This is a genomic window from Streptomyces sp. DSM 40750, assembly GCF_024612035.1.
Lineage (GTDB): Bacteria > Actinomycetota > Actinomycetes > Streptomycetales > Streptomycetaceae > Streptomyces.
In genome coordinates this window covers 177,990-190,812 of record NZ_CP102513.1, presented here as the reverse complement: position 1 = coordinate 190,812, position 12,823 = coordinate 177,990, and the positions used below count along the sequence as shown (strand labels likewise).

The following is a 12,823-nucleotide window of genomic DNA, read 5'->3' as shown; positions in this document are numbered from 1 at the left end:
CTGCTTGCCGCCGCCGTCGTCGCCGGGATCATCGGCGAGGTCACGGACGCCCTCGTCATCACCGTCGTCCTGCTCATCAACGCCACTATTCGGATACCTGCAGGAACGCCGGGCCGAGCGCAGTCCGGAGGCGCTGCGCCAGATGCTGGTCCCCACCGCCCGCGTGCGCCGCGACGGGCAGGTGAAGGTGATCCCGGCCGGCGCCCTGGTGCCTGGCGACGTCGCCCTTCTGGAAGCCGGAGACCGCGTCTCGGCCGACGGGCGCCTGGTGGTCGCCGAGTCGGTCGAGGCCGCCGAGGCCGCGCTGACCGGCGCGTCCCAGCCCGTCGCCAGGACGACCGCACCCACCACGGCCGACGGCGACGACGTACCCGTTGCCTAACGCACCTGCATGCTCTTCATGAACACCGCGCTGACCTGCGGCCGCGCCGAGATGGTCCTCACGGCCACCGGCATGCGCACCGAGGTCGACGCGATTGCCGAAGCGCTGCGCACCGGCGCGGAACCACCCAGCCCGCTCCAGGTCCAGATGGACAGCCTGGGCCGACGACTGGCCCTGGTCAGCGGCATCGCCGTGGCCGCCTACGCGCTCGTGTCCCTCCTGCGCGGCGAGGAACTCGCCGACCTCGCGCTGCGCGCGGTGGCCCTGGCCGTCGCCGCGATCCCCGAGGGACTGCCCGCCGTTCTCGCGCTCACCCTGGCCCTGGGCGTCCACCGCATGGCCCGCCGCGGCGCCATCGTCGAACGCCTGGCCTCCGTCGAGGCACTCGGCTCCGCGACCGTGATGTGCAGCGACAAGACAGGCACCCCGACCCTGAACGAGATGACCACCCGCGCTCTGTGGGCCGCCGGGCGCGCCTACGAGGTGACCGGCGAGGGCTACGACACCGCCGGCACCGTCCGCAGGAGACCCTGCCGAGGGTCGTGGGACGGCGCCTGCTTGCTGTCGTCGAGGAAGAGGAACTCGGTGCGGAAGAGGCCGACGCCTTCGGGCGCCCGCCGCGAGGGCGGCCGGTACGTCCGCGGGGCTGCCTATGTTCGCCGATAGCGGCACCGGTGTCCGTCCGTAGTGGCCCCGGGACCGGAGGCGGAGGCCAGGGCCGCCTCGTGGGCGGCGGCCCGACGCTGTATCTCTGCCCGCGTGCGGGCATCCGGTTCCAGGACCACTTCGCCGGTACTGCCGTCGACCGCGACGACGGTGCCTTCGGCCACCCCGGTGGCGCCGGGCAGCGCCACGACGGCCGGTACGCCGAGGGCGCGGGCGAGGATGGCGCTGTGGCTCGTCGGCCCGCCCTGTTCGGTCACGAAGCCCAGGACCAGGTCCGGGTCGAGCAGCGCGGTGTCGGCCGGGGCCAGCTCGCGGGCGAGCAGCACGTAGGGTTCTCTGCTGTCCGGCAGCCCGGGCATGGGCACCCCCAGCAGTCGGGCGATGATGCGGTCGCGTACGTCGTCCAGGTCCGCGACCCGGCCCGCCAGGTACTCGCCGGCCTGGGCCAGCAGCGCCCGGTACGCGGCGAAGGCGTCGAAGACCGCGCGCTCGGCGCAGCTGCCCCCGGCGATACGTCGGTCGACGTCGGCTATGAGTTCGGGGTCCTGGGCCATCAGTGCCTGGGCTTCGAGGACCGCTTGTGCCTCACCGCCGGCCAGGTCACCGCGCGCTGTGAGATCCGCGGCGACAGTGTCCACTGCCCGCCGGGCGCGGCCCTGTTCACTCCGGACGGCCTCGGCCGGGATCCGCCGGTCGGGCGGCTGAAGGACCGCGGTCCCCATGTGCCGTACCGTGCCGATCGCCACACCGTGGCTGACGCCGATGCCTCGAAACGTTGTCTCCATCTTGCCTGTCTCCGCATAGGTGCGGCGGTGCACTGCCGCACGTCGTCCTCTCACATCGCAGCCAGTGGCGGCTCGCAGGGCCGAAGCCGGGGCTTTCACCTCCGGCCCTGCGGGGGTGTGTCACCGGCTGTCGCTGGTCTCGGTCTCGGGAAGCGCGGCCCGTCCGGCCTCCAGGCGGGCGACCGGGACTCGGAACGGCGAGCAGGAGACGTAGTCGAGTCCCACACCGTGGAAGAAGTGCACGGAATCCGGGTCTCCTCCGTGCTCGCCGCAGACGCCGATCTTCAGTCCGGGGCGTGCGGCGCGGCCTTCGGCGACCGCGATCTCGACCAGGCGGCCGACGCCCTCGCGGTCGATCGTCTCGAACGGGGACACCTTGAAGATGCCCTTGTCGAGGTAGGCGGAGAAGAAGGCCGCCTCAACGTCGTCGCGGGAGAAGCCCCAGGTGGTCTGGGTCAGGTCGTTGGTGCCGAAGGAGAAGAACTGCGCTTCCTCGGCGATCCGGCCGGCGGTGAGGGCGGCCCTGGGCAGCTCGATCATCGTGCCGACCGGGCACTCGACGAGGACGCCGGACTCCTTGGAGACCTGGGCCAGGACCTGCTGGACTTCCTCGCGCACGAGGCGCAGTTCCTCGACGGTGTCGATCAGCGGCACCATGATCTCCGCCCGGGGGTCGCCGCCCGCGCGCTTGCGTGCCACGACCGCCTCGGCGATGGCCCGTACCTGCATGGCGACCAGGCCCGGTGCCACCAGGCCCAGGCGTACGCCGCGCAGGCCGAGCATCGGGTTCTCCTCGTGCATGCGGTTCACGGCGTCGAGCAGTTCGGAGTCGTGCGCGCTGGGCGGGTTGCCGTGGGCCTCGGCCGCGGCGAGGCGTACCGCGAGTTCGGTGCGGTCGGGCAGGAACTCGTGCAGGGGCGGGTCGAGGAGGCGGATGGTGACCGGCAGGCCGTCCATCGCCTCCAGGATGCCGATGAAGTCCTGCCGCTGGAGCGGCAGCAGCGCGTCCAGCGCCCGCTCGCGTTCGGCGTCGGTGCGGGCCAGGATCATGGCCTCGACCAGCTGCCGCCGGTCGCCGAGGAACATGTGCTCGGTGCGGCACAGCCCGATGCCCTCGGCTCCGAACCGGCGGGCCCGGGCGGCATCCTCGGGGGTGTCGGCGTTAGCCCGCACGCCCAACCGCCGTACACCGTCGGCCTGTTGCATGGCACCGTCCACAGCGCCGACCAGCCCGGCCGACCGCTCACCCTGCCCGCCGGTCTCGAAGTACCGCATCACCGCGGAGTCGACCAGCGGCGCCGCACCGGGGTAGACGGCACCTTCGGACCCGTCGACGGAGATGACCGTGCCCTCCTCGACGGTGGTGTCGCCCACGGTGAAGCGGCGCCCCTGCGCATCCACGGTGATCTCCTCGGCCCCGCACACGCAGACCTTGCCCATGCCGCGGGCGACCACGGCGGCGTGGCTGGTCTTGCCGCCGCGGCTGGTCAGCACCGCCTGGGCGGCGATCATGCCGGGCAGGTCGTCGGGGGTGGTCTCCTGCCGTACCAGGACGACCTTCTCACCGGCGGCGGCACGGCGGACCGCTTCGGCGGAGTCGAACACCGCGGCACCGACGGCGGCGCCCGGTGAGGCCGGGATGCCGTGAGCGAGAGCCTCGGTGACGCCCGAGGTGTCGAAGCGGGGGAACATGAGCCGGGCGAGCCGGTCCCCGCTGACGCGCGCCAGGCCCTCGTCCGGGGTGATGAGCCCCTCGTCGGCCAGTTCGGCGGCGATGGCGAACGCGGCTTCGGCGGTGCGCTTGCCGACCCGGGTCTGCAGCAACCACAGTCGGCCGCGCTCGATGGTGAACTCGATGTCGCACAGGTCCCGGTAGTGGGTCTCCAACGTCCGCATGTGGTCGCGTAGTTGGGCAAAAGCTGCCGGGTTCAGTCGGCCCAGTTCGTCCAGCGGCACGGTGTTGCGGATGCCGGCGACGACGTCCTCGCCCTGCGCGTTGGACAGGTAGTCGCCGTACGTGCCGGGGGCGCCGGTGGCCGGGTCGCGGGTGAAGGCGACGCCGCTGCCGGAGTCGGGCCCGAGGTTGCCGAAGACCATGGTCTGGACGTTGACCGCGGTGCCCAGGTCGTCGGGGATGTGCTCGCGGCGGCGGTAGAGACGGGCGCGTTCACCGTTCCAGGACTCGAAGACGGCCAGGACCGCCCGGCGCAGCTGCTCGGCAGGGGACTGCGGGAAGTACTCGCCCGTCTCCTGACGGATCAGCTCCTTGTAGACCTCGACGAGCCCGGCCAGATCGGCCGCGTCCAGGCCCAGATCGTCCACCGCGCCCCGGGCCTCCTTGAGGCGGACCAGCGCGTCTTCGAACAGCGCACTGTCGACGCCCATGACCGTGCTGCCGAACATCTGCACCAGGCGCCGGTAGGAGTCCCAGGCGAAGCGTTCGTTCCCGGAGGACTTCGCCAGCCCGAGCACGGATTCGTCGTTGAGGCCGATGTCCAGGATCGTCTCCATCATGCCGGGCATGGAGAAGCGGGCCCCGGAGCGGACGGACAGCAGCAGCGGGTCGTCCGGCTGCCCCAGCCGCCGACCAGCGGCCTCCTCCAGTGCCGTCAGGTGATCGGAGATCTCGCGGGCCAGGCCGTCCGGCTCGGCGCTGGTGGCCAGGAAAGCGCGGCAGGCTTCGGTGGTGACGGTGAACCCGGGCGGCACCGGCAGGCCCATCCGGGTCATCTCGGCGAGGTTGGCGCCCTTGCCGCCGAGCAGGTCGGCCATGTCACGGCCGCCCGCGGCGAAGTCGTACACGTAACGGACCATGACGGTGTGCCCTTTCATCCTGCTGTCCCGGGGGAGGTTGTGGAGCCCGGTCGTGTCCGCCGGGCTCGTGGCAGGTCGGCGCACGACGCGCGGCGGACAGGTTCGGGCGGCTCACATCTCGAAAACGATGCGTGCCTTGATCTGACCGTTCAGAACCTCGGCGATGGAGTCGTTGACGGTCTCCAGCGGACGGGTCTCATAGATCACCTTGGTGCGTCCGGCGGCGTGCAGCCGGAACACCTCGTCCAGGTCCTGACGGGTACCCACGATGGAACCGATCACGGAGGTGCCGTTGAGGACCGTGTCGAAGATCGGCACGCTGATGGTGCCGCCGGCGGGCAGAGCGACCATGACCAGCTTGCCGCCGCGCCGCAAGCCGCCGTACACGGAGGCGAACGCCTGCTCGTTGACAGCCAGCGCGATCGCGGCATGGGCGCCCCCGTGCTGCTTGAGCACCTCGGCCGGATCCTCCTTGCGGGCGTCGATGAGGATGTCCGCTCCCAGCTCTCGGGCGAGTTCGAGCTTCTCGTCGGTGACGTCGATCGCGGCGACGGTCGCCCCGGCGATCTTCGCGTACTGCACGGCGAGGTGGCCAAGACCGCCGACCCCGGAGATCGCCACCAGCTGGGCCGGACGCACTCCGGCGACCTTCAGAGCCTTGTATGTCGTGACGCCGGCGCAGGTCAGCGGGGCGGCGTCGCGCGGGTCGATGCCGTCGGGGACCACAGCGGCGAAGTCGGCCGGGGCGAGCATCTTCTCGGCGTACCCGCCGTCCACGCTGTAGCCGGTGTTCTGCTGCTGCTCGCACAGCGTCTCCCAGCCGGACAGGCAGTGCTCGCACCGTCCGCAGGCCCAGCCCAGCCAGGGCACGGCCACCCGCTGCCCGACCTCCAGGTGGGTCACGCCGTCGCCGAGCGCCTCGACGATGCCGACGCCCTCGTGGCCCGGGATGAACGGCGGGGTCGGCTTGACCGGCCAGTCGCCGTGCGCCGCGTGGATGTCGGTGTGGCACAGCCCGGACGCCTCCAGGCGGATGCGGACCTGGCCGGGTCCGGGCTCCGGATCCGGGCGCTCCTCGATCACCAGCGGCTGCCCGAATGACCGGACGACTGCTGCCTTCATTTGATGCTCCTCAGGTCTGTCTGTTCGGTGTGGTTCCAGGGTCGAACGGGCCCCGACGCGGTGGGCAGGTCCTGGAGGTCCTCGCCTGTGGGGCCGCTCGGCCCTCAAGCCGTGCGGAAACCGGCCCTCAGTCGTGCGGGACGACGGCGACCGGGGCGGCGGCGTGGTGCAGGACGGCATGAGCGACCGGCCCGATGCGCATACCGAGCGCGGGCCGGTGCACCCTGCGGCCGACCACTACGAGTCCGGCCTGCGCGGCGGCCTGCAGTACGACTCCGGCGGGGCGGGCGAGATCGACCGTGTGGGCGACCGGGACTTGCGGGTACTTCTCCTGCCACGGCTTGAGAGCGTCGGACAGTGCCTTCTCCGCCTGACCCGTGATGCCGCCTTCCTGGCCGGCCAGCTGTCCCACAACCGGGCCATGTCCGTACAGCGGCGGCAGGCTCGGCGCGTGCACGGCGCGCAGCGCGGTCCTGCGAGCGGCGGCCGCGTCGAAGGCGAATTCCAGCAGCGGCGCGGCCGGGTCGCCCGGGTCGTCGAGCCCGACCACGATCTCGCCGCCGTCGTGTTTGGCGGCCGAGCGGGCGTTCGCCCGCACCATGGCCACCGGGCTGTTCACCCGGGCCAGCACCTGCTGCCCGACGGAGCCGAGCAGGAACCCTGCAATGGCGCCGTGACCGCTGGAGCCCAGCACCAGCATCTCGGCCTCCTCCGCCTGGCCCAGCAGCACCTCGGCCGCGGTCTCGGATATCTGCTCGGTGCTGACCGTCAGCTCCGGATGCCGCCCGTGCAGCTCCTCCTCGGCCTCCCGCAGAACCCGCTGGGCCCAGTGCTTCTGCGTGTCCAGATCCTGTGCGACGGGCACGTCGTGCGGCTGCCAGATCCAGGCATGCACCAGATGCAGCGGCAGATCCCGGCGCTGTGCCTCGCGGGCTGCCCAGTCGGCTGCGGCCAGGCTTTCGGGGGAGCCGTCCAGGCCGACGGTGATGGGGCGAATCATGGGAAGAGACCTCCGGATACGGGACCAGCGGGCCGCGGACGATGGCGCCGGCCCTTTTCCCCGAGCCTTACGAGAGGGCGGCCGCGGTTCCAGGGGCCGATGGTCCCGACTCGAACGGCATGGTCCCCAACGGTGAAGGCCCGCCCGGTTCTCCTCGGCGTTCGGCACCGATCGGCGCCGGGTAGGCGATCAACACCGGTACGCGGGGAATGCGGGAACAGCAGAGCGAAAAGGGCCGGTCGGCCCTGGCCGCTCGGCCCGCAATCGCGCAGGATCTGTGACAGGGAAGGACCGGTCCCGCCCATCTGGCGGTTCCGTGCCAGAGAACGACGACACAGGACAGGAGCCGTCGATGGCGGACAGCGAGCGACCCGGACCCGACAACCCGATCCGGGTCTTCCTGCTGGACGACCACGAGGTGGTACGCCGCGGGGTGCACGACCTGCTGAACGACGAACCGGACATCACCGTGATCGGCGAGGCCGCGAACGTGGAGCAGGCCCTGGTGCGTGTCCCCGCGCTGCGCCCGCAGGTGGCCGTGCTCGATGTGCGCCTGCCCGACGGCGACGGAGTGACCGTCTGCCGCGAGCTGCGCTCGCAGATGCCGGAGCTGGCCTGCCTGATGCTCACCTCCTTCGACGACGAGGAGGCCCTGCTGGACTCGATCATGGCCGGAGCGTCCGGGTACGTACTGAAGCAGATCCAGGGCTCGGATCTGGTGTCGGCCGTGCGCACCGTGGCCCGCGGGCAGTCCCTGCTCGACCCCAGCGCCACCGCCAAGCTGATGGCCCGCCTGCGCCAGGGCCAGGAACCGGAGCCCGAGCCCGACGCCCTGCCGGGCCTGACCGACCGGGAGCGGGAGATCCTGGCGCTCATCGGCGAAGGGCTCACCAACCGCCAGATCGGCCAGCGCCTCTACCTCGCGGAGAAGACGGTCAAGAACCACATCTCCCGCCTGCTCGCCAAACTCGGCGTGGAGCGGCGCATCCAGGCCGCGGTCATCGCCACGCAGGCCCAGGACCGGCTCCGCCACGAAGGGCGCTGAGGCTTCGCGCGCAGTCGGCAGCCGCAGGGCCGAACGTCCCTCACCCGGCCCCCGAGCGGCCCAAGCCGAACCCCCTCCCCGGCCACCAGGCTGGCAGCACACCCGGACAACGCCGGGCAGCACTGATCGGGAGGACGACGGACATGACCGTGCGCGTGGGCATCAACGGCTTCGGTCGCATCGGACGCAACTATCTGCGCTGCGTGCTGGAGCGCGCGGAGAGCGGTACCGGCGAGCCGGTCGAGGTCGTGGCGGTCAACGACCTCACCTCGCCGGACGCGCTCGCCCATCTGCTGGCGTACGACTCGACGTACGGCCGCCTCGGCCGCACCGTAGAACACGACGACACCTCGATCACTGTCGACGGTCACCGCATCGCCGTGACCGCCGAGCGTGACCCGGCCGAGCTGGACTGGGGGCACCTCGGTGTGGACGTGGTCATCGAGTCGACCGGCCGCTTCCGCACCCGTGAGCAGGCCGGTCTGCACCTGAAGGGGGGCGCCCGGAAGGTACTGCTCTCCGTACCGGGCAAGGGAGTTGACGCCACGATCGTGATGGGTGTCAACGAGGGCGCGTACGTCCCGGAGAGCGACCACGTGGTCTCCAACGCCTCGTGCACCACCAACTGCGTGGCGCCCATGGTGAAGGTGCTCGACGAGCACTTCGGCCTGGTCAAGGGCCTGATGACCACCATCCACGGCTACACCAACGACCAGGTGGTCCTCGACGGCCCGCACAAGGACCTGCGCCGCGGTCGCAGCGCCGCCGTCAACATCATCCCCACTTCCACCGGCGCTGCCCGCGCCGTCGGCCTGGTCCTGCCGGAGCTGACCGGGACCCTGGACGGCATCGCCGTCCGCGTGCCGGTCGAGGACGGCTCGCTGACCGACCTGAGCGTGGTTCTGGAGCGGCCCGTGACCGCGGACGAGGTCAACGCCGCGTTCCGGGAGGCTGCCGACGGGCCGCTGAAGGGAATCCTGCGGGTCTCGGACGCCCCGATCGTCTCCCGCGACGTGGTCGGCGATCCCGCCTCGTGCGTCCTGGACGCCCCGCTGACGCAGGCGCACGGCGATCTGGTCAAGGTCTTCGGCTGGTACGACAACGAGTGGGGCTACACCAACCGGCTGCTCGACCTCACCGAGTACGTCGCCAAAACGCTCCCACGGAACTGACCGACCGGGCCCGGGACCCAGAGCGGCAGGTGGCCGTCGGCCCGGGCACAGGACCCGCTCGGGAACCTTGTGCACCGTGCGCGCCTGCACTGGTGCGCCGGTGCCTGCCGGCTCTCCGGAAGTTCCCGGACAACCTCCGGGGCTTGGGACAAGGACAAGGAGCCATGCGGGGGCTGCTTACGTCGCAGGGGCCGTCCCGTTGAACGGTCCGCCGCGGCACCGGGCAGGTCGTCCGCCACGGTGATGACGTGGTCCAGGCGCGTGATCTGCGCGCCACACCGGGGGCGTGCCGCGCACCAGCCGCAGCCGGCCTTGAGGTGGTGCTCAGCAGCGTCAACGACACCCTGCACGCGTAGGTGCTGCGCGCTGGCCCAGGCAGCACGCGGATGATCGCCCAGCGGGCCACCGGCTACAACAACATGCCGTCGCGGCAGCAGGGCCGATCGGTCCGCCCCGTAGCGGCGTACGGCCCTGATGAGCAGGCAGGCCGGGCCGGACGAGGCAGGCCGGAGCGACGGTCGTGGCCTCGCGGTCCGGCCAAGACCGCGCGGAACTCACCGCAGCTCGTTGTGGGGGCTCTGTCTGCGGGTTCCTGGCGGTGCTCCCCGACACGGGTGTCAATACCAGGGCCCTGACACGGACCGGCTGAGGGGCTGACGGGCATGCCCTTCAGGGGACCGCACGGCGCGTCCGGCTCGTATTTCAAGGCCGTATGGCAGGGCCCGGAAGGGCCGGTCAACCCTCTCCCGAGCCGGGGACCGTGGCGCAGGGTTGGCGGTACGGGGGAGAGCTTTGCAGAGGAGAGCCGTCATGCAGACCCGGGAAGTCGACGCCACAGCCGTTCGGTCCCTGCTGGCCGCAGCCGTGGCAGCACCGTCGATCCACAATACGCAGCCCTGGCGGTTCGGCCTGGACCCGGACAGCCGGTCGGTCGAGGTCTGGGCCGACCGCGGACGGCCACTGCCGATGACCGATCCCGACCTGCGTGCCCAGCACCTGTCGGTGGGCGCGGCCGTCTTCAACCTCCGCGTGGCCGCGGCACACCTGGGCTGGGAACCGATCGTCGGTCTGCTGCCCGCCGCGGACGATCCCGACCTGCTAGCCCGCGTGCAACTCGCCCGGCCCGCCGCGAACGGGCCCTCGACCCTGGGCGGCCTGTACGAAGCAATCGAGCGGCGTCACACCAGCCGGATGCCCTTCACCGGCCGCCCGGTGCCGGAACCGGTCGTGTCACAGATGATCACCGCCGCCCGGGCCGAGGGCGCGCGCCTGGACGTTCCCGACATCATGGGAACCCGGCGTCTGCTGCAGTTGACCCAGGCGGCCGAGGCCCGCAACGCATCCCATTCGGCTCGCACGGCCGAGGCACGCACCCGGCTCACCGCCCCCGGAAGGGACACCCCCTACGGCATCCCCGTGACCGCCCTGGGCGCCCGGGATGCGTCCGGGCGGATACCGATGCGGGATTTCACCGGCCGGCTGCCCGTGCCGTACCTGCCCGCCCTGCACTTCGAACGCCACGCCCAGGTAGCGCTGTTGTGGACCTCGTGGGACCAGCGCGAGGACTGGCTGCGGGCCGGCCAGGCCCTGCAGCGCGTACTGCTCACGGCGACGGTGCACGGGGTACGCACCTCCATGCTGCACCAGGCGATGGAGTGGCTGGATCTGCGGGCGGCGATGGGCGGATCGAGGCAACCGTGTTCCCCACAGCTGCTGATCCGGTTCGGGTACGGCCCCGAGGGCGGCCGCACACCACGCGCGGCCGCGCACGCCACACCTCGTCCCGCTCTCGGACCCGAGCCGGCGGCTTCCGATGCGCGTGCCGTTCCATCCGACTGACTGTGCCGCCCCGGCGGCATACGCCCTGCCGACGAGGCAGTCGGAAGGCGGGCGGCCCCGCTCACTGCGTGCCGCCGCCCGCTCCCTTGAGCTCGCCTCCGGTGACCATCTCGGATTCGATCCAGGCGTGGATTGGGCGTTGGAGGTTGAAGTGACGCGCCCAACGCCGCCCCGGTCCTCTCTGGTCCGAGACTGCCTGTGACGGCGCGCGGCCGGGAGTGCCTCGTGGGGGTGTTCGGCATGTCGTCACTGGAGAACGATGGTGAGCGTGGCGGGGCTGCTCTGTCTCACCGCCACCCCCGCGGTGCCTCGAACGCTCTCCGCTGCTGGTTGGTGGGATCGCCCTGGCGTGTTCGGCCCCGCTGTTGGAGGCGTCTTACGCGTGCCGGTGTCCCCGGTTGGCGTTGAACTCGGCCCAGGCACATTCCCACCAGGCCATGCGACGCACATCCAGCCGTACCCGGGCGACCCACCAGCCGCCCACAACCAGCACGCCTACACCCGCTCCGGCGGCCGCGCCGAGGGCGGCTCCCTGTGACCTGGCCTCGGCGGGGGTGGGCGGTGCGGGGCGAAGGCGGTCGGTGTCGTCGAGCCACACTGTGGTGGAGGATCCGGCCTTGCTGCCCGCTGCCACCGGGGCCTCGCCGGTCTTGGGAGAGCCGTCGGGGGTCGTCCACCGCACAGTCGTCCGCACGTGGTCGTCTGCCAGCCCGGAGAACCGTGACGGCGTCGCGGGGGCGTCCTCGACGAGGCGCGCCGCCGTGCGGTGCAGGCCCTGCGCCTGGTCGCGAGCGGAGCGTTCGCCGACGCCGGCCATCACCACGCCCACTGCAGGGACCATGAGGAGCAGTAGCGTCGCCGCTGCGCCGCCGATCCAGGCTTCGGCGACGTCGGAGCGCCGTTTGAGCGGGTTGCGCCGCCAACGCCAGAGCATCACCCTGCCACCGTGTTTCAGCATGCGTGCATCCCTCCGAGCGCGACGGACCTGAACATCACACCGCTACGGTGACGGATCGGCGATCGGTGGAGGCAGAGACCAACGGGGTCGTCTTGTGAGGGCCGATCGGCACCGTTGTGAAAGGCCGGCTGGGCCCGGTCGGCTGCCGGAGCGCCGCCGGGCACAATGCCGTTCATGACAGACGAAGCGGTCGATGGCATGGATGCTCCTCAACTGGGTGAGGCCGTCGCGCTGTTGGCGGGCTTCCTGGGGGCCGAGCCGTTGACCGCGGCCATCGCCTCTCTGGATGGAACAGGTCGGTGCCGCCGTCGCCCGCCACGCCGTCACGCCCGACCTGCGCCCCGCGCTGGAGGACCTGCCCGGCGCCGGTGCCCTCATCTCCGACCTGCACCACCAGAGCGCGCGACCCCTGTCCCCTGAGGCTGCCGTCGCGAAGGCGGCTACGCGGGCACCGTCGACCGGGTTCGCGCGGTCGCCGCCGGCGCCCCCCGGCCGAGACGGGCTTCGTCGAGGACATAGCCATGGCCAAGGAGGAGGACATCTACCACCGCCGTCCCCGTACGAGATCCTGACGCCGCCTTCGCACCCCACTGAACCCGATGGGGGTCACGCGCCTGCGTCGTCTCCGCTCGGCCAGCCCGTCGTCCGCCACTCGTGACGGCCCTGCGGCGGCTCGCCGTCCCGTGCGCTGTGTGCGGCGAGCGCGCTGGCCAGGCCGCTGTGCACGGGGATGGACGGGCAGTCCCCGTCGGGCACGAGGGAGTCATCCGCGGCAATCGCGGCCAGTTCCAGACTGCGGCCCGCTGCGGCGAGACGGCGCGCGGCCTCGATGATCGCCAACTGTCCCTCGGTCGACCAGCTGTGCAGTCCGGTCAAGTCGACGATGACCGGACCACTCCCACGTCCCACCACCCAGCCGATGGCACCGATAAAGCGGTGGACGGCGTCCGGGCCCAGGTACCCGGAGACGGACAGGATGCCGAAGTCCCGCTCGACGGTGTAGCGCCACTCGATGGTCATCGTCGTCGACTTCCTTGCTC

At 71.7% G+C, this 12,823-nt stretch carries 8 protein-coding genes and 2 pseudogenes; 4 read left to right on the top strand and 6 right to left on the bottom strand.

The window, feature by feature from the left end; genetic code table 11:
• Nucleotides 1-142: 142 nt before the first annotated feature.
• Nucleotides 143-844, top strand: a pseudogene (locus JIX55_RS00925) (HAD-IC family P-type ATPase); the annotation flags it as partial.
• 50 nt (nucleotides 845-894) lie between these two features.
• On the opposite strand, the pseudogene JIX55_RS00920 reads toward JIX55_RS00925, so the two are convergent.
• From JIX55_RS00920 to JIX55_RS00905, 4 genes and pseudogenes are all read right to left on the bottom strand, one after another.
• Nucleotides 895-1,833: pseudogene (locus tag JIX55_RS00920) on the bottom strand (PEP-utilizing enzyme); the annotation flags it as partial.
• A 120-nt stretch (nucleotides 1,834-1,953) separates the two neighbouring features.
• A complete protein-coding gene (gene ppdK / locus JIX55_RS00915) occupies nucleotides 1,954-4,647 on the bottom strand; it encodes a pyruvate, phosphate dikinase (protein WP_257569174.1) in 2,694 nt (897 codons plus the stop codon).
• Nucleotides 4,648-4,758: 111 nt separating this feature from the next.
• On the bottom strand, nucleotides 4,759-5,769 hold the full coding sequence (adhP, locus tag JIX55_RS00910; RefSeq protein ID WP_257561293.1) for an alcohol dehydrogenase AdhP: 1,011 nt from the start codon (nucleotides 5,767-5,769) through the stop codon (nucleotides 4,759-4,761).
• 127 nt (nucleotides 5,770-5,896) lie between these two features.
• Nucleotides 5,897-6,769, bottom strand: a complete 873-nt coding sequence (locus JIX55_RS00905) for a universal stress protein (protein ID WP_257561292.1) — start codon at nucleotides 6,767-6,769, stop codon at nucleotides 5,897-5,899.
• Nucleotides 6,770-7,121: 352 nt separating this feature from the next.
• Between JIX55_RS00905 and JIX55_RS00900 the strand changes: the two genes are divergently transcribed.
• The 3 genes from JIX55_RS00900 to JIX55_RS00890 all read left to right on the top strand — a co-directional run bounded on the left by JIX55_RS00900 (nucleotide 7,122) and on the right by JIX55_RS00890 (nucleotide 10,825).
• The gene (locus JIX55_RS00900) at nucleotides 7,122-7,814 is read left to right on the top strand and encodes a response regulator (protein WP_257561291.1); all 693 of its coding nucleotides are present in this window, start codon (nucleotides 7,122-7,124) and stop codon (nucleotides 7,812-7,814) included.
• 143 nt (nucleotides 7,815-7,957) lie between these two features.
• Nucleotides 7,958-8,986: a type I glyceraldehyde-3-phosphate dehydrogenase gene (gene gap / locus JIX55_RS00895; protein WP_257561290.1), complete on the top strand. Its 1,029-nt coding sequence runs from the start codon at nucleotides 7,958-7,960 to the stop codon at nucleotides 8,984-8,986.
• A gap of 810 nt (nucleotides 8,987-9,796) precedes the next feature.
• Nucleotides 9,797-10,825 (top strand): Acg family FMN-binding oxidoreductase, encoded by a 1,029-nt coding sequence (locus JIX55_RS00890; protein ID WP_257561289.1) that lies wholly within the window; start codon nucleotides 9,797-9,799, stop codon nucleotides 10,823-10,825.
• 376 nt (nucleotides 10,826-11,201) lie between these two features.
• Here JIX55_RS00890 and JIX55_RS00885 read toward each other — a convergent pair whose 3' ends face one another.
• Together JIX55_RS00885 and JIX55_RS00880 are read right to left on the bottom strand one after the other, a co-directional pair.
• Nucleotides 11,202-11,783 carry an Rv1733c family protein gene (locus JIX55_RS00885; RefSeq protein ID WP_257561288.1) on the bottom strand — a complete coding sequence of 194 codons (582 nt, stop codon included), beginning with the start codon at nucleotides 11,781-11,783 and terminating at the stop codon, nucleotides 11,202-11,204.
• A gap of 606 nt (nucleotides 11,784-12,389) precedes the next feature.
• Entirely contained in the window at nucleotides 12,390-12,803 is a 414-nt protein-coding gene (locus JIX55_RS00880) for an anti-sigma factor antagonist (RefSeq protein ID WP_257561287.1), read from the bottom strand.
• Between the last annotated feature and the right edge of the window lie 20 nt (nucleotides 12,804-12,823).

Excerpts from the sequence above, each read along its gene's own strand:
- JIX55_RS00890 (WP_257561289.1), top strand. The coding sequence starts at position 9,797 with ATGCAGACCCGGGAAGTCGACGCCACAGCCGTTCGGTCCCTGCTGGCC.
- JIX55_RS00880 (WP_257561287.1), bottom strand. The coding sequence starts at position 12,803 with ATGACCATCGAGTGGCGCTACACCGTCGAGCGGGACTTCGGCATCCTG.
- ppdK (WP_257569174.1), bottom strand. The coding sequence starts at position 4,647 with ATGGTCCGTTACGTGTACGACTTCGCCGCGGGCGGCCGTGACATGGCC.
- gap (WP_257561290.1), top strand. The coding sequence starts at position 7,958 with ATGACCGTGCGCGTGGGCATCAACGGCTTCGGTCGCATCGGACGCAAC.
- JIX55_RS00885 (WP_257561288.1), bottom strand. The coding sequence starts at position 11,783 with ATGCTGAAACACGGTGGCAGGGTGATGCTCTGGCGTTGGCGGCGCAAC.
- JIX55_RS00900 (WP_257561291.1), top strand. The coding sequence starts at position 7,122 with ATGGCGGACAGCGAGCGACCCGGACCCGACAACCCGATCCGGGTCTTC.
- JIX55_RS00905 (WP_257561292.1), bottom strand. The coding sequence starts at position 6,769 with ATGATTCGCCCCATCACCGTCGGCCTGGACGGCTCCCCCGAAAGCCTG.
- adhP (WP_257561293.1), bottom strand. The coding sequence starts at position 5,769 with ATGAAGGCAGCAGTCGTCCGGTCATTCGGGCAGCCGCTGGTGATCGAG.